Genomic DNA, 15,806 nt, shown 5'->3' on the forward strand with positions numbered 1-15,806 from the left:
CGACTTAGGGAGAGCGGAGCGGAACATCGTTTTGTGCGTTTTGCAGGCCTGACGGGAAGCCCAAGGCTAGAGGAGCTTGGGCACCCGGGACTTGCGCCAGATCAAGTGCTTCTTCGTGCATTCAGAGGATGCTGTGCGCTTCAGGAGCTGCTCCTCAACCGGCGATGTCTTCGGGCACCGCACTCAATAAAAAGGCAAATCCATGTCGCTTTTTCATGCCGTCGTCTGGGTCGACCATCACACCGCGCAAGTCCTGCAGTTCGACGCTGCGCAAGTGCTCGAAAAGCAGGTCAAGGCTCACGAGCACTACACGCGCCAGCATGGCAGCGAGGTCCGTAGCGAGCATGAGTTCTTCGGTGCCGTGTGCGATGCGATGCAGGGCATCACCGAGGTGCTGATCGCCGGCTCCCACACCGCGCAGGCGGACTTCCGCCACTACGTCGAGAAGCACCGCCCCGAGGTGGCGCATCACATCGTCGGATGGGAGACAACCGGCAACTTGACCACCCACGAACTCGTCGCCCTCGCACGGCGCTACTTCACGACGCATGCGGGAATGGCCAGCCCAATGAAGTCTTGATGGGCGCGCTGGGCTCACGCCCGCTGTCTGCCGGCGTTTCCGTGCAGGCCCTGCGCGCCTGGCTGGCCGATGCCACCGGTCAAAACGTCGACATGGTGGAGACGCACATCTCGTGGGTTCTGCTGACGCCCCGGCTGGCTTTCAAGCTCAAGAAGCCGGTGCGGCTGTCGTTCGTCGACTTCAGTACGCTGCAGGCACGAAAGCACTTTTGCGACGAAGAGCTGCGGCTCAACAAGCGCCTGGCGCCGTCCTTGTATCTGCGGGTTCTCTCGGTTCGCGGCACGCCTTCACAACCTCGTATCGGAGGCGGAGGAGAGCCGATCGATCACGTCGTGTGCATGCGGCGCTTTCCTGATTCGGCGCTGCTGCGCGATCTCGTGGTGAACGATGTCGTGGTCGGAGCGGCCGGAATGCTCGACAGCTTCGCCCAACGACTCGCGTCGTTCCACGCCCGTGTCGAGCGCGCTGCAGCGGACTCTGCCTTTGGCGAGCCTGCGCAGATCATGCGAGCCATGCACGAGGTCCTTAACGCATTGCCGACCGATGCTGAAGGCGCAATCGCAGATCGGCTTGCAAAGCTCCGAGCCTGGACGCAGGACCGCGCGCAGGCGTTGCAGCCGGCGTGGCAAGCGCGCCGACTCGCCGGTGCCGTACGCGAATGCCATGGCGACCTTCATCTGGCCAACATCGTGCGGCTCGACGGCGAACTCACCGCGTTCGATTGCATCGAGTTCGATCCCGCCCTGCGCTGGATCGACGTGATGAGCGACGTGGCCTTCCTGACGATGGACCTGGCAGCGCACCATCGGCCGCGGCTTGCCTTCCGCTTCCTGGACGCATGGCTGCAGCACAGTGGCGACTACGCCGGCATGGCCGTGTTTAGTTTCTACGAGGTGTATCGGTCGCTGGTGCGGGCGCTCGCGTCTTCGCCCGCTGCAGGGCATGGCGGCATGCAAGATGTGCCCGACTACATCGCCACGGCGGAACGCTTGACGCAATCCGCGCAGGGTGGCCCACGCCTGCTCATCACTTATGGCTTCTCGGGCTCCGGCAAGTCGAGCGTCGCCTTGCGCTTGTTGCAGGGAGCGGGCGCCGTGCGCATCCGGTCCGACGTCGAACGCAAGCGCCTGTTCGGCCTGGATGCGCTCGCGCGTTCGTCCAGGCACGGCATCGACCTCTACGCCGACGAAGTGACGCGCCGCACCTTCGACCATCTGCAGTCGAGTGCCGCGGCGGTGCTGCGAGCGGGGTACCCGGTGATCGTCGATGCGGCATTTCTCGGGGGCGAACAGAGGCGGGCGTTTCGTGCGCTGGCCTCGTCGCTCGGCGTGCCATTCGCGATCCTGCATTGCCGCGCGGCTGAAGCGACATTGCGGCAGCGCGTCGCACGCCGGACCGCACTGGACAACGATGCGTCCGATGCAGACCTCGACGTGCTGGAGCGCCAGCTCGCGACCCACGAGCCGCTGAGTGCCGAAGAACGTGCACTGACGTTCGATGTTTGCACCGACATCGACATCGACATCGACATCGACATCGACGCCGATATCGCAGCCCTCTGCGCGCGCTGGCAAGACCAACATTCGCCGGCGGATCAATGGTCGTCCGTGAGGAAGTAGCCAGAAAACCGCGTTCGCTTGATCTTGCGCAATCGTCCGATGGACCTCGGAAGTTTGAATGTGATCTCCGCCGGGTGTCCGGCGCAGCCGGAACTTTCAATGAAGCTGCCCTCAACTCTGCGCGACATGCTCGATGGCCTCGGTGAGCGTGCGGCGACATCGTTCGCCGTGCGGCTGCCAGACGGCACCGCCTTCCATGTCGGTGACGCCAACCCTGCGTTCACTGTCGTCTTCCATACCGACGCCGCACTCTTCTCGACAGCCACCCGTGGCCACATGGGGCTGATGGAAGCGTACTTCGATCAGACGGTCGACGTGGAGGGTGATTTCGGTGCGGCGTTGGCAGCCGGCATGGCATCCGGCTTCGACCGGAAGTCCGGTGCGGTCAACGGCATGGAGAACGAACTGCTCGAATTGCGTCATTCGAACCGCGACCCGGCCAAAGCCAAGCGCAACGCACGCGCGCACTACGGACTCGGGACCGACTTCTACCGGCTCTGGCTGGATGAGCCGTTGCTGATGTACACCTGCGGCTACTGGCCCACAGGTACGGAGACGCTGGAGCAGGCACAGCGCAACAAGATCGATCATGTCTGCCGAAAGATCCGTCTGCAGCGCGACGACAGCTTCGTCGACATCGGCTGCGGATTCGGCGGCTTCATGTTTCGCGCGCACGAAACGACCGGCGCGTCGGGCGTGGGCGTGAACACGACCACCGAGCAAGTGGTGTGGCTGCGCGACGAGATCACCCGGCGCGGCCTGGCCGACGCGCTGAGCGTGCGCGAAGCGGACTTTCGGGAGGCCGACCAGCAGTACGACAAGGTGGTCTCCATCGGCACGCTCGAGCACGCAGGGCGCGACCAGTTGCCCGAGGTCATTCGCGCGCACGCCGCCTTTCTGAAGCCCGGCGGGATCGGCATCCTTCACTTCATCGGGCATGTGGGGCACTACGAAACCGAGCTGTTCATTCGCAAGCATGTCTTCCCGGGTGGCTGGATTCCAAGTCTTGCGGACGTGATCGTCGAGATGGAGCGCAACGGACTCGAGGTGCTCGACATAGAGAATCTGCGGCGTCACTATGCGCCCACGCTCGATGCCTGGGCCGAACGTTTCGAGCAGCGCTGGCCCGCTGTCCATGAGCTCGACCCGGATCGGTTCGATGAACGATTCCGACGTGTCTGGCGCACGTATCTCACTGGCTGCGCGGAGATGTTTCGCTCACCCGGCGGATACACCCACCTCTTTCAGATTGTCTTCAGCAAGGGCAACGTGACAGCCAACAGCTATCCGATGGGTAGGGAGCATGTGTATGAGCGCTGAAGCGGCGAGCTATGGCGAACGTCGGCAACGGCTGCTCAGGACTTTGCACAGCGATCCCGTGCCGGAAGCCGCTCGCATCGGTCTGAGCAAGCAGACCTCCAATCTTTTCCGGGCTCGCCGGGAAGGTGCCAAACATCGCTTGGACCTCAGTGGCTTCAAGCATGTCCTGTGCGTCGACCGCATGGCGGGCACGGTGCAGGTCGAAGGCCTGGCGACCTACGAAGACATCGTCGAAGGCACATTGCCCTATGGCGCAATGCCTGCCGTGGTGCCGCAGCTCAAGACGATCACGGCGGGCGGTGCGGTAGCGGGCGTAGGCATCGAGGCGACATCGTTCAGGCAGGGGCTGGTTCATCACACGCTGGTCGAGTTCGACGTGTTGTTGCCGGGTGGCGAGATCGTCACGTGCACGCCCACCAATGCGTACCAGGATCTGTTCTTCGGCTTTCCGAACTCCTATGGATCGCTGGGCTACGCACTGCGCCTCGTACTTCGAATCCTGCCGGTTAAACCGTGCGTGAGGGTGGAGCACATTCCGTTTGAATCCGCCGCTGGCTTCTTCGCCGCGCTCTCCGAGGCGTGCGAGGGAGACGCGGATTTCGTCGATGGCGTGGTGTTCAGTCCCTCGACATTCGTGCTGAACGTCGCACGATTCGAAGAGGTCGGAGGACCACTCAGCCGTTATGACTTCGAGAAGATCTATTACCGGTCCCTGCTCGAAAAGCCGGTCGATCATCTGAGTGTTCAGGACTATCTCTGGCGCTGGGACACCGACTGGTTCTGGTGCTCCAAGAACTTTGGCGCACAGAACCCGGTAGTGCGCCGCCTGTTCGGCCGGTCGCACCTGAATTCAAAGACCTACGCGCGCCTGATGCGGATGGGTGCACGGGTGGGATTGACCCAGCGCCTCGCGCGTTTGAGCGGCATGTTTGCCGAGTCCGTGATTCAGGATGTCGATATCCCCATTGCATCGGCGGGTGAGTTTCTGGACTTCCTGCAGCGCGAGATCGGTATTCATCCCGTATGGATTTGTCCGGTGCATGCGCCCGATCCCAGCGCAAACTTCTCGCTGTATCCGCTTCGGGCCGGGCAGCTGTATGTCAACTTTGGGTTTTGGGATGTGGTGAGAACACGCCAGGTGCACGAGCCCGGGTATTTCAACCGCCTGATAGAGCAGGAAGTGCTGCGGCTCGGCGGCATCAAGTCTCTGTACTCCGACTGCTACTTCACCCGTGACGAATTCGGGCACGCCTACGGCATGCCGCGGTACGAGGCGCTGAAGCAGAGATACGACCCAAAGCGTCTGGCGCCGCATCTGTACGACAAATGCGTGATGGGTCGTTGACGTTCAACGAGTTGATCGACCGCAATTTCGCTTATTGCCATTTGCACGAGGCTATTCGAATGAAAAACGTTTCTTCAAAAGTCGCTGCAAGGCGACTGCGCTTCGCCGGATTCCTGGTTGTCGGCGTGCTGTCCTTGTACGAGGTTGCAGCGAGTCAGCCACGCGGCGAGTTGCTTTATTCGACCAATTGCATCGCGTGCCACAGCACTCAAGTGCATTGGCGCGACAAGAAGCTGGCGACCGATTGGGGCTCACTGCGAGAACAGGTGCGACGTTGGCAGGACGTCGCATCGCTCGGCTGGCGCGACGACGACATCATCGAAGTGACGCGCTATTTAAATGACCTGTACTACAACTATCCGGCGTCGAACGCGGTCGGCAGCCGACCGCCAGAGTCATCGACCGCCAGCAGTTCGCATTGAGTTTTGTCGCTCGCCGACAGGCAGAACATTTGATCTGCGACAAACGTCTCATCCGCTGAACGAGTGATCCTTTCGGCTTGCAACGAAAGAAGCGCATGCCACATCTCGCCGCCCGAATCATTCGCCAGGAACACGCAGCACTTGCTGCCATGTTGCGCTCCGCGGTCATGCTGCTGGCGCAGCACCGCCGCAAGGGCACGCTGCCCGACTTTGCGGTGCTGCGCGCGATGCTGTTCTACGTCGACGAGTTTCCAGAGCAGCGCCATCACCGCAAGGAGACGGAGTTGCTGTTTCCCAGATTACGCGCCAGGACGCCGATGTCGCGCGAATTGCTGGACCGGCTCGACGACGACCACGCGCGTGGCGAAAGAAAGATCCGCAACGTGGAACATGCATTGCTCGGCTTCGAGATGATGGGCGAGTCGCGCCGGATGGACTTCGAGTCCGCGCTGGAGCGGTATACCGATTTCTATCTGGAACACATGGCTCTCGAAGAGCGCGAGATCCTGCCGTTGGCCGAAAGGGTGCTCACGCCGGAAGACTGGCGCGAGCTCGACGCGGCCTTCAGCGCCAATCGCGATCCGCTCACCGGTTGCACGCCCGACGCACCGTACCAGGCGCTCTTCACTCGCATCGTCAACATGGTGCCGGCGCCGATCGGCCTTGGAGCGGAGGTGTGAGCGGAGGGCGTAGCGGCCGTGCCTGAATCCGGGGCGGTTTTTGTTTCGGGTATCGTCGGTGGCAGCCCGTTGCCCGGATGGTGAAACTGGTAGACACATCGGACTTAAAATCCGCCGCTTCCTGAATAAGGAGCATGCCGGTTCGATTCCGGCTCCGGGCACCAACCAGACACAAGGGAGCACTTCATGCCTCGCTACAACGCTCCGTTCGAAATTCATGTGCACGGCGATGTACCGTTGCGCGCCGATGTGACCTTTGCGCAGATCCAGGAGGCGCTGACGCCGCTCTGGCAATACGCGGGTGCCAAGTCGCTCGCCGACGGCGCCACCAGCGTTTATGAAGAAGAGCCCGGCATCCGGTTCGAGCAAAAGGAGCATGTGCTCCAGCTGTGCTGGACCGTCGCCGGCGATGAAGATTTCCGCCAGGCGCTCGACGAGATGGCCATGGCGCTCAACGAACTCTCCGACCGCGGCGCTGCCATCGAAATCACCTTCTACGACACCGAGTTCGACGAAGAAGAAGACGGCGACCCTGAAGACGAATCGCGCGACGACTTCATCATGCTGTTCGTGGGCCCCAATCCGGCCGCGATCATGCAGGTGCAGCGCGACCTGCTGGTCGAAGACGTGGTGAACCTGATGGAACGCCACTTCGACGGTGCCGAATTGAGCGGCGTGGTCGCAGAAATAGACAAGCTCTTCGGCGAGCGTTTCGACGCACTCGTCAATTCGCTGGAAATCGGCAAGCGCCCGCGTGGCGCGGGTGGCAGCGGTGGTTCGGGTGGTGGCGGACACGGCGGTGGCCGCCGGCCGCGCCACCTTCACTGAGTCGTCCTCCCCAGCGCGTCAGTATCCCGCGCTGATTTCCGATGCGCGGTACGCCGTGCCATCGAAGCGCAGCGTTTTCGAGCCGAACTTCGTCGGCCGTTCCTGCGTCGTGCATTCGTCTCCCTGCGCGACCGACCGCGTTCCCGACCGCGTTTGATGCAGCACGAGATCGGCATAACCATTGCTGATCGTCCGCGCGATCGACAGGCTGCCCTGCACCGTCTCGAAGTTGCCGTTGCAGTTGGTGTCCCATTCGCCGCGCTCTAGCGTCGTCTCGAGCTTGTCCAGCACCTTCAGCAGCTTGAGGCCGTGCGGCACGTAGAGGGTCAGCGTTTCGTTGGAGAACGGATTGGTGCGTGAGCTGCCCTGACGGACGATGCGCAACCCGAACGCGCGCGTTTCCGGCGCGAGCGTGTAGCGCGCGGTGTCGACCTTGATGTCGGCGATGCGCACCGCGTCTTCGGCGAGCGCCGATTCTTCGAACATCCGGCTGACGACCTTGGCCCGCTCGGTATTGCCGTTGTCGGCTTGCTGCACGACCATGACGTCGAGGTCGAAATCGGCCATGTCCGCTTCAGAGCCTGCCCGGACCAGTGGGAGCACGACGATGAAACGCCCCGGTACGCCGCGCCACGGCTGGCAGACGGCCCGCTCGTGGTCGAGCTGTCGCTTGGGATGCAGTTTCTCGTGCATCCGCTCTGCGAGGCCGCTGTCGCAGGATGCGTGGCCTGCGATGCCGTAGCCGGCCAGGACGGCGGCCACGAGCGGCAGTCGCAGGCGGCTGATCATGTGGATCCAATGCGTCGTGTAGGTCACGTATTTCGTGCAGGGCGGGCGCAGCACGTCGATCACCTCGATCAGGCCGCTGCCATAGCCGCGGCTGAAAACACGGCGGCCGGCGCCGCCGATCGAAGCAACCACCGGCTCGCTGCCGCGTCGAGTTGCGACGGGTGACCGCTGGCCAAGAGCAAGGTCGTGCGGGTATCGCGTGTCGTATCGGTTGCGTCGGCCGTATCTTCTTGTCGGGTCGCGCTCACGGCAAGCTGCTGTGACGCAGCGAGCAACCGCCGTGTCTGCTGCGCCACGGGTGCACCCGTGTCGATGTAGTGCACCTCGGCGCCGGTGCTTGCTCGAAGCTGCTCCGCGACGAGCGGATAGTGCGTGCAGCCGAGGACCAGCGTATCGACCTCGCCGGCCGCGATGCCGAACGTGCCCGCAGCCGCGGCGTACCTGGCGCACAGCGACGCGATGCCGGCCGCGTCGTTCGCTTCGATGGCTGCCGCGAGCCCGTCGCATGGCACCAGACTGAAGTCGGCTTGCGCGGCGAGCGATGCAAGCAAGGCGTTGAACTTGGCACTCGCGAGGGTGCCGCGCGTCGCGAGCACGGCGATGCGGCGCGTGCGGCTGATCGCCACCGCCGGCTTCAAGGCAGGCTCGACGCCCACGAGGGGCAGTGCAGCATGGTCGACCCGCAACAAGTGGATCGCGGCGGCCGTGGCGGTGTTGCATGCGACCACCATCGCCTTGATGTCGTGCGCGTCGACCAGGTGGCGCGTTACCGCGCGGGTGCGTGTCGCCACGTAGTCGTCGCCGCGCTCGCCGTACGGCGCGTGGGCGGTGTCGGCGAAGTAGACGAAGCGCTCGTTGGGCAGCTCGGCCTGCAGCGCGTTGAGCACGCTGAAGCCACCGATGCCGCTGTCGAACACACCAACCGGTCGATCGCTCAAATCGCTTCCAGCGCGATCGTCTTGAGCGCGCCGGACGCGATGCGCTTTTGCCACTCGGCCGGGCCGGTGATGTGAACGCTGGTGCCGCCCGCATCGACCGCCACCGTCACCGGCATGTCGACCACGTCGAACTCGTAGATCGCCTCCATTCCGAGGTCAGCGAAGCCGACGACCTTCGCCGTCTTGATCGCCTTGCTCACCAGATAGGCCGCACCCCCGACCGCCATCAGGTAGGCGCTCTTGTGCTTCTTGATCGCCTCGATCGCGACCGGGCCGCGCTCGGCCTTGCCGATCATCGCGATCAGGCCGGTTTGCGCGAGCATCATTTCGGTGAAGCCGTCCATCCGCGTGGCGGTGGTCGGGCCGGCCGGGCCGACGGCTTCACCCTTCATCGGATCGACCGGGCCGACGTAGTAGATGACGCGGTTGGTGAAGTCGACCGGAAGCTTCTCGCCCTTGGCAAGCATGTCGGCGATGCGCTTGTGCGCCGCATCGCGGCCCGTGAGCATCTTGCCGTTGAGCAGCAGCGTATCGCCCGGCTTCCAGCTCGCCACTTCGGCGGGTGTCAACGTGTCGAGGTCGACGCGTTTGCTCTTCTTGTAGTCGGGCGCCCAGTCGACATCGGGCCACAGGTCGAGCGAGGGCGGCGTGAGATACACCGCGCCGCTGCCGTCCATCACGAAATGGGCGTGCCGCGTGGCCGCGCAGTTGGGGATCATCGCGACCGGCTTGCTGGCCGCATGCGTCGGGTACATCTTGATCTTGATGTCGAGCACCGTCGACAGGCCGCCCAGGCCCTGCGCCCCGATGCCGAGCGCGTTGACCTTTTCGTACAGCTCGATGCGCAGTGCCTCGACCTTGGTCAACTCGGCGCCCGATGCCTTCTTGGCCTGCAGCTCGTGCATGTCCAGGTCGTCCATCAGGCTTTCCTTGGCCATCAGCGCGGCTTTCTCTGCCGTGCCGCCGATGCCGATGCCGAGCATGCCGGGCGGGCACCAGCCCGCGCCCATCGTCGGAACCGTCTTGAGCACCCAGTCGACCACGCTGTCGCCGGGGTTCAGCATCACCAGCTTGCTCTTGTTCTCGCTGCCGCCGCCCTTGGCCGCGACCGTCACTTCAAGCGTGTTGCCGGGCACGATCTCGGTGAATATCACCGCCGGCGTGTTGTCCTTGGTGTTCTTGCGGTCGAACTCCGGGTCGGCCACGACCGACGCGCGCAACGTGTTGTCGGGATGGTTGTAGCCCTGGCGCACGCCCTCGTTGATGGCGTCGTCCAGCGAGCCGGTGAAGCCACCCCAGCGCACGTCCATGCCGACTTTCAGGAACACGTTGACGATGCCGGTGTCCTGGCAGATCGGCCGGTGGCCGGTCGCGCTCATCTTGCTGTTGGTCAGGATCTGTGCGATCGCGTCCTTGGCGGCCGGGCTCTGTTCGCGGTCGTACGCTTTGGCCAGATGCGCGATGTAGTCGGTCGGGTGGTAATAGCTGATGTATTGCAGCGCGGCGGCGACCGATTCGATCAGGTCGGCCTGCTGGATGGTGGTGGTCATCGTGCGGTCTTTTTGTGCGGTGGGGAGCCGAAATTATCCCCCACCGCCCCGCGATGTACCTTGCGTCAGGCCGGCGGCCGCTTCATCTGGCAGGACGTTGGCTGTGCGCTCACATACGAATCCCAGACCACTTCGGAGCGGAAGCCGTAGCCCGTGTTGTCGGCGTCGTGTTTCACGCCGGGGCTGCCCTGCTTGGCCCACACGCCGAGGTAGATCGGGGCGAGCATCTGGTGATCGACCTTGCGCATCTCGACTTCGCCGACCGGGCTCTCGTACTTCATGCCTTCCAGGGCGAACGCGACCTTCTTCGGGTCGGTCGATTTGGCCTGCCGCATGGCAGCGCGCAGCATGTTCATGGTGTACCAGTGCGACGCGTAGATGAAGTCGTCTTCCGGCGATTTCTTCTTGTATGCCATGGCGATCTTTTCGAGCGCGGGCGTCGGTGCGTTGCTGCCCCAGTTCCACATCACGTTGACCTTCTCGACGCCCCACGAACCCATCTGCGCCGGGATGCCCGGATTGTTGGCGTTGAAGGTGTAGAAATTGATGTTGAGGTTGTAGTCCTTGGCGGCCTTGAAGAGCAGGCCGAGGTCGGTGCCCCAGTTGGAGGTGATGACCGTGTCGGCGCCCGACGCGGCGATCTTGGCGACGTAGGGTGCGAAGTCGCGCACCGTGGCGATCGGCACGTAGTCCTCGCCGACGATCTGGATGTCGGGCCGCTTTCTGGCGAGGTAGGCGCGCGAGGCCTTGGCGACCTGCTGGCCGTGCGTGTAGTTCTGGTTGAACAGGAACACCTTTTTCACGTCCGGCTTCTTCTGCAGATAGGTCGTCAGGCCTTCGATCTGCATCTCGCTTGAGGGATAGAAACGGAAATGCCAGAAGCTGCACTTGTCGTTGGTCAACCCCGGGTCCATCGCCGAATAGTTGAGGTAGACCATCGCGTTGTTCGGGTCGCGATCGGCCTGCTTGTTGATGGCGTCGACCAGCGCAAACGCTACGCCCGAGCCACCGCCCTGGGTCGCGTAGCGGATGCCCTGGTCGGAAGCAGCCTTCAGCGCCACCGTGCTTTCTTGCGGTGAACCCTTGCCGTCGAACGGGACGATTTCAAGTTTCGGGTCGGTCGGCGTGGCATTCGCGTTGAGTTGCGCGACGACTTCGCGCAGTTGGTTGAGCGAGCTCTGGCCTGTGAATGCGAAGGCGCCGGAAAGCACCTCGATGAAGGCGATTTTGACCGTCTCTGCGGCCGACGCTACGCCGCATGCGGCGAGCGCTGCAACGCACAGCAACGACCGGACCGGGCGGATGAAACCTAAGCGCTGCATGCGTGTCTCCAATGGGTTTTGTTATGGAGAAGGACAGTAGGGCGCGCGTCGCAGCGCCGACGTCTCCCACGCGACATTTCTGCGCAGGGACTATCCCTTAGATGCCTCTGAGCGCGGGCGCTTTTGAAATCCCTGCCAGTGAGAACCCTTCTTGTTCGGCCCATACTGACACTCCGTTTCATCACTGCGACCACAGCTTCTCCTCATGACCACACGCACCGAGCGCGACACTTTCGGCCCCATCGACGTTGCGTCGGACAAGCTCTGGGGCGCCCAAACGCAGCGCTCGCTGCAGAACTTCGACATCTCGGGCGAGCGCCAGCCGCGTGAAATCATCACGGCGCTGGCGCAGGTGAAGCGGGCGTCGGCGGTGGTCAACCACGCGCTCGGCCTGCAGGACGAAAAGAAGACTCAGGCCATCGTCGCCGCGGCCGATGAAGTCATCGCCGGGAAGCACCCGGACGAGTTCCCGCTTGTGGTGTGGCAGACCGGCTCCGGTACGCAGACCAACATGAACGTCAACGAGGTGCTGGCGAACCGCGCGAGCGAGTTGCTCGGCGGAGAGCGTGGCGAAGGGCGGCTGGTGCATCCGAACGACGACGTCAACCGCAGCCAGTCGAGCAACGACGTGTTCCCGACTGCCATGCATGTGGCTGCCGTCGAGGCGCTCACCCACAAGCTGCTGCCTGCCATCGCCAAGCTGCGTGGCACGCTGGAGCAGAAGTCGCTCGACTTCATGGACATCGTGAAGATCGGGCGCACACACCTGCAGGACGCGACGCCGCTCACGCTGGGCCAGGAATTTTCGGGCTACGCGGCGCAGCTGAAACACGGTGAAGCGCATGTGCGCGCCGCGCTGCCGCACCTGTGCGAGCTGGCCCTCGGCGGCACGGCGGTCGGCACCGGGCTCAATGCGCCCAAGGGCTATGCCGAGCAGGTGGCGGCCGAATTGGCGCGCCTCACGGGGTTGCCCTTCATCACCGCGCCGAACAAGTTCGAGTCGATGGCTTCGGTCGATGCGCTGGTGCATGCGCACGGCGCGCTCAAGACATTGGCCGCCAGCATGAACAAGATCGCCAACGACGTGCGCTGGCTGGCCAGCGGCCCGCGCAGCGGCATCGGCGAACTGAGCATCCCCGAGAACGAACCTGGCTCTTCGATCATGCCGGGCAAGGTCAACCCGACGCAGAGTGAGGCGGTCACCATGCTGGCCGCGCAGGTGATGGGCAACGACGTCGCCATCAACATCGGCGGTGCGTCGGGCAACTTCGAGCTCAACGTGTTCCGCCCGATGGTGGCGCACAACTTCCTGCAGAGCGTGCGATTGCTGGCCGATGGCATGGTGAGCTTCAACGACCATTGCGCCGTCGGCATCGAGCCGAACCGCGAGCGCATCGCCGAGTTAGTCCAGCGCTCGCTGATGCTGGTGACGGCGCTGAACACGCACATCGGCTACGACAAGGCGGCCTACATCGCCAAGAAGGCGCACAAGGAAGGCAGCAGCCTGCGCGAGGCGGCTGTGGCTTCAGGGCACCTTACTGGTGAGCAATTCGATGCCTGGGTCATTCCTGAAAACATGACCGGCCGCTGAGAGCTGTAATGCCAGGGCGCCCGGCGGAGCGCCCGGAATTTGCGTTGAGTCAGTGCTCGCCCGGCGCGCGCGCCATCAGCTTGTCGGTGTACGCAATCGCCATCGCAGACATCAGGAAGGTGATGTGGATCACCGTCTGCGCGATCAGCACCCGGTCGGTGTAGTTGTCGGCGTTGATGAAGGTCTTGAGCAGATGAATCGAGCTGATGCCGATGATGGCGGTGGCCAGCTTCACCTTGAGCACAGAGGCGTTCACGTGGCTCAGCCACTCGGGCTGGTCGCGGTGGCCTTCGAGGTCCATCCGGCTCACGAAAGTTTCGTAGCCGCCCACGATCACCATGATGAGCGGGTTGCTGATCATGACCACGTCGATCAGCGCCAGCACCACCAGCATGATGGCCGTCACATTGAGCGTGACGATCGGCGCCGCCGTCTTGTAGCCAATGCTGCTGATCAGTGCCTGCAGCGCGGTTTGGCTGCCGAACGCCGCCTCGACCAGATGCAGCAGTTCGACCAGGAAGTGCACCACGTACACGCCCTGCGCGACGATCAGCCCGAGGTACAGCGGCAACTGCAGCCAGCGGCTCGCGAAGATCAACTTGGGCAGGGGGCGCAACGGCTGAACGTTGCCTTGCGTGGGAAATTACGGGTCGGGAATGGACATCGGGCGTGGAGGGCGGAAAAGGCAAGTTTAGGGGGCGGAAATGGGTTGCTACGCCGTCGCCTTTGGCTAATATGGACCCGTCAGTAGCCCGTAAGTGCGCCCGTCGACATTACCGCCCACAGGCGTTCCCGTCATTACAAGCAGGTTCAGGAGACAACCATGAGCAGCGCATCCACGATCGAATCGGTTCTTGTCGAGAACCGTGTTTTTCCCCCGGACGAACGCGCGCAAAACGGCGCGCGCATCGCCAGCATGGCGGCGTACGACGCGCTGTGCAAGGAAGCCCAGACCGATCCCGAGGGCTTCTGGACGCGCCTCGCCAAAGAGAACCTGACCTGGACGACGCCCTTCACGCGCACGCTCGACGAGTCGAACGCGCCGTTTTATCAATGGTTCGGCGACGGCGAACTCAACGCCAGCGCCAACTGCCTCGACAAGCACATGGGCACGCCTGTCGAGAACAAGACGGCGATCATCTTCGAAGCCGACGACGGCACGGTCACCCACGTCACCTACAAGGAACTGCTGGCGCGCGTGAGCCAGTTTGCCAACGGGCTGAAGGCAGCAGGTATTCAGAAGGGCGACCGCGTCATCGTCTACATGCCGATGACGGTCGAGGGTGTCATCGCGATGCAGGCCTGCGCCCGCATCGGTGCAACGCACAGCGTCGTGTTCGGCGGCTTTTCGGCCAAGGCGCTGCAGGAACGCATCATCGACGCCGGTGCCGTGGCGGTGATCACTTCCAACTACCAGATGCGCGGCGGCAAGGAACTGCCGCTGAAGGCGATCGTGGACGACGGCATCGCGCTTGGCGGCTGCGAGTCGATCAAGAACGTGCTGGTGTACGAGCGCACCAAAACCGCCTGCAACATGGTGGAAGGTCGAGACAAGACTTTCGACGGGCTGCTGCAGGGGCAGAGCACCGATTGCCCAGCCACGCCGGTAAACGCCGAGCACCCGCTCTTCATCCTTTACACGTCGGGCTCGACCGGCAAGCCCAAGGGTGTGCAACACGCGACTGGAGGCTATTTGTTGTGGGCCAAGCTCACGATGGACTGGACCTTCGACATTCGTCCCGAAGACGTCTTCTGGTGCACCGCCGACATCGGATGGATCACCGGCCACACCTACGTCGCCTACGGTCCGCTGGCGGCCGGCGCCACGCAAGTGGTGTTCGAAGGCGTGCCGACGTTCCCGCACGCAGGCCGCTTCTGGCAAATGATCGAGAAGCACAAGGTCTCGATTTTCTACACTGCGCCAACGGCCATCCGCTCGCTGATCAAAGCGGCCGAATCCGATGAAAAGGTGCATCCGAAGAACTGGGATTTGTCGAGCCTGCGCATCCTCGGTTCGGTCGGCGAGCCCATCAACCCTGAAGCCTGGATGTGGTACCACCGGAATATCGGCCATGAGAAATGTCCGATCGTCGACACTTTCTGGCAGACCGAAACGGGCGGCCACGTGATCACGCCGTTGCCTGGCGCGACGCCGCTGGTGCCGGGTTCGTGCACCTTGCCGCTGCCGGGAATCATGGCCGCCATCGTCGATGAAACCGGCAAGGATTTGCCCAACGGCGCCGGCGGCATGCTGGTCATCAAGCGGCCGTGGCCTTCGATGATCCGCACCATCTGGAACGACCCGGAGCGCTTCAAGAAGAGCTACTTTCCGGAAGAGATGGGCGGCACGATTTATCTGGCGGGCGACGGCGCCGTGCGCAGCACCGATCGCGGCTACTTTCGCATCACCGGACGCATCGACGACGTACTCAACGTGTCGGGTCACCGGCTCGGCACGATGGAAATCGAATCGGCGCTGGTCTCCAAGACCGACATCGTGGCCGAGGCTGCCGTGGTCGGCCGTCCGGACGATGTGACGGGCGAGGCGGTGTGCGCCTTCGTCGTCCTCAAGCGCGGTCGACCCACCGGCGACGAGGCCAAGCAGATCGCCAACGAACTGCGCGCGTGGGTGGCGAAAGAAATCGGTCCCATCGCCAAGCCCAAGGACATTCGTTTTGCCGACAACCTGCCCAAGACGCGCAGCGGCAAGATCATGCGGCGCCTGTTGCGCAGTATCGCCAAGGGCGAAGCCATCACGCAGGACACCTCGACGCTGGAAAATCCCGCGATCCTCGAACAACTCGGTCAAGCATACTGACGGG

At 63.4% G+C, this 15,806-nt stretch carries 14 protein-coding genes and 1 tRNA gene; 10 read left to right on the forward strand and 5 right to left on the reverse strand.

Features of this window, described 5'->3' with window-relative positions; genetic code table 11:
• The first annotated feature begins 202 nt into the window (after positions 1–202).
• From QN413_RS12915 to QN413_RS12950, 8 genes are all read left to right on the forward strand, one after another.
• Positions 203–580 (forward strand): hypothetical protein, encoded by a 378-nt coding sequence (locus QN413_RS12915; RefSeq protein WP_323497000.1) that lies wholly within the window; start codon positions 203–205, stop codon positions 578–580.
• Positions 580–2,199, forward strand: a complete 1,620-nt coding sequence (locus QN413_RS12920; protein ID WP_323497001.1) for an AAA family ATPase — start codon at positions 580–582, stop codon at positions 2,197–2,199. The genes QN413_RS12915 and QN413_RS12920 overlap by 1 nt, the downstream gene beginning before the upstream one ends.
• Before the next feature lie 99 nt (positions 2,200–2,298).
• Positions 2,299–3,519 (forward strand): cyclopropane-fatty-acyl-phospholipid synthase family protein, encoded by a 1,221-nt coding sequence (locus QN413_RS12925; protein WP_323497002.1) that lies wholly within the window; start codon positions 2,299–2,301, stop codon positions 3,517–3,519.
• Positions 3,509–4,864, forward strand: a complete 1,356-nt coding sequence (locus QN413_RS12930; protein WP_323497003.1) for an FAD-binding oxidoreductase — start codon at positions 3,509–3,511, stop codon at positions 4,862–4,864. The genes QN413_RS12925 and QN413_RS12930 overlap by 11 nt, the downstream gene beginning before the upstream one ends.
• A 59-nt stretch (positions 4,865–4,923) precedes the next feature.
• Entirely contained in the window at positions 4,924–5,286 is a 363-nt protein-coding gene (locus tag QN413_RS12935; RefSeq protein ID WP_323497004.1) for a cytochrome C, read from the forward strand.
• Positions 5,287–5,381: 95 nt separating this feature from the next.
• A complete protein-coding gene (locus QN413_RS12940; RefSeq protein ID WP_323497005.1) occupies positions 5,382–5,966 on the forward strand; it encodes a hemerythrin domain-containing protein in 585 nt (194 codons plus the stop codon).
• 71 nt (positions 5,967–6,037) lie between these two features.
• Positions 6,038–6,130: transfer RNA gene (locus QN413_RS12945), tRNA-Leu, on the forward strand.
• Positions 6,131–6,152: 22 nt separating this feature from the next.
• Positions 6,153–6,794, forward strand: a complete 642-nt coding sequence (locus QN413_RS12950) for a DUF6806 family protein (RefSeq protein WP_323497006.1) — start codon at positions 6,153–6,155, stop codon at positions 6,792–6,794.
• A gap of 18 nt (positions 6,795–6,812) precedes the next feature.
• Here QN413_RS12950 and QN413_RS12955 read toward each other — a convergent pair whose 3' ends face one another.
• The 4 genes from QN413_RS12955 to QN413_RS12970 form a co-directional block, all read right to left on the reverse strand.
• Positions 6,813–7,646: a hypothetical protein gene (locus QN413_RS12955; protein ID WP_323497007.1), complete on the reverse strand. Its 834-nt coding sequence runs from the start codon at positions 7,644–7,646 to the stop codon at positions 6,813–6,815.
• A gap of 5 nt (positions 7,647–7,651) precedes the next feature.
• Positions 7,652–8,521: a glutamate racemase gene (murI, locus tag QN413_RS12960; protein ID WP_323497008.1), complete on the reverse strand. Its 870-nt coding sequence runs from the start codon at positions 8,519–8,521 to the stop codon at positions 7,652–7,654.
• Positions 8,518–10,071, reverse strand: a complete 1,554-nt coding sequence (locus QN413_RS12965) for a fumarate hydratase (RefSeq protein ID WP_323497009.1) — start codon at positions 10,069–10,071, stop codon at positions 8,518–8,520. The genes murI and QN413_RS12965 overlap by 4 nt, the downstream gene beginning before the upstream one ends.
• A 65-nt stretch (positions 10,072–10,136) precedes the next feature.
• Positions 10,137–11,393, reverse strand: coding sequence for a branched-chain amino acid ABC transporter substrate-binding protein (locus QN413_RS12970; protein WP_187052268.1), 1,257 nt, complete (start codon positions 11,391–11,393; stop codon positions 10,137–10,139).
• Positions 11,394–11,598: 205 nt separating this feature from the next.
• On the opposite strand from QN413_RS12970, the gene fumC reads away from it, so the two are divergent.
• Positions 11,599–12,984, forward strand: coding sequence for a class II fumarate hydratase (gene fumC / locus QN413_RS12975; RefSeq protein ID WP_323497010.1), 1,386 nt, complete (start codon positions 11,599–11,601; stop codon positions 12,982–12,984).
• A gap of 49 nt (positions 12,985–13,033) precedes the next feature.
• On the opposite strand, the gene QN413_RS12980 is transcribed toward fumC, so the two are convergent.
• Positions 13,034–13,600 carry a YqhA family protein gene (locus QN413_RS12980; protein ID WP_323497011.1) on the reverse strand — a complete coding sequence of 189 codons (567 nt, stop codon included), beginning with the start codon at positions 13,598–13,600 and terminating at the stop codon, positions 13,034–13,036.
• A gap of 207 nt (positions 13,601–13,807) precedes the next feature.
• Between QN413_RS12980 and acs the strand changes: the two genes are divergently transcribed.
• Positions 13,808–15,802: an acetate--CoA ligase gene (gene acs / locus QN413_RS12985; protein ID WP_323497012.1), complete on the forward strand. Its 1,995-nt coding sequence runs from the start codon at positions 13,808–13,810 to the stop codon at positions 15,800–15,802.
• The last annotated feature ends 4 nt before the right edge of the window (positions 15,803–15,806 follow it).

Origin of the sequence: Variovorax sp. LG9.2 (assembly GCF_035018885.1) — a bacterium.
In the GTDB taxonomy this organism is placed as follows: Bacteria; Pseudomonadota; Gammaproteobacteria; order Burkholderiales; family Burkholderiaceae_C; genus Variovorax.

What these genes read in the sequence shown, in the direction of transcription:
- QN413_RS12915 (WP_323497000.1), top strand. Translation starts at nt 203, where the DNA reads ATGTCGCTTTTTCATGCCGTCGTCTGGGTCGACCATCACACCGCGCAA.
- QN413_RS12920 (WP_323497001.1), top strand. Translation starts at nt 580, where the DNA reads ATGGGCGCGCTGGGCTCACGCCCGCTGTCTGCCGGCGTTTCCGTGCAG.
- QN413_RS12925 (WP_323497002.1), top strand. Translation starts at nt 2,299, where the DNA reads ATGAAGCTGCCCTCAACTCTGCGCGACATGCTCGATGGCCTCGGTGAG.
- QN413_RS12930 (WP_323497003.1), top strand. Translation starts at nt 3,509, where the DNA reads ATGAGCGCTGAAGCGGCGAGCTATGGCGAACGTCGGCAACGGCTGCTC.
- QN413_RS12935 (WP_323497004.1), top strand. Translation starts at nt 4,924, where the DNA reads ATGAAAAACGTTTCTTCAAAAGTCGCTGCAAGGCGACTGCGCTTCGCC.
- QN413_RS12940 (WP_323497005.1), top strand. Translation starts at nt 5,382, where the DNA reads ATGCCACATCTCGCCGCCCGAATCATTCGCCAGGAACACGCAGCACTT.
- QN413_RS12950 (WP_323497006.1), top strand. Translation starts at nt 6,153, where the DNA reads ATGCCTCGCTACAACGCTCCGTTCGAAATTCATGTGCACGGCGATGTA.
- QN413_RS12965 (WP_323497009.1), bottom strand. Translation starts at nt 10,071, where the DNA reads ATGACCACCACCATCCAGCAGGCCGACCTGATCGAATCGGTCGCCGCC.
- QN413_RS12970 (WP_187052268.1), bottom strand. Translation starts at nt 11,393, where the DNA reads ATGCAGCGCTTAGGTTTCATCCGCCCGGTCCGGTCGTTGCTGTGCGTT.
- fumC (WP_323497010.1), top strand. Translation starts at nt 11,599, where the DNA reads ATGACCACACGCACCGAGCGCGACACTTTCGGCCCCATCGACGTTGCG.
- acs (WP_323497012.1), top strand. Translation starts at nt 13,808, where the DNA reads ATGAGCAGCGCATCCACGATCGAATCGGTTCTTGTCGAGAACCGTGTT.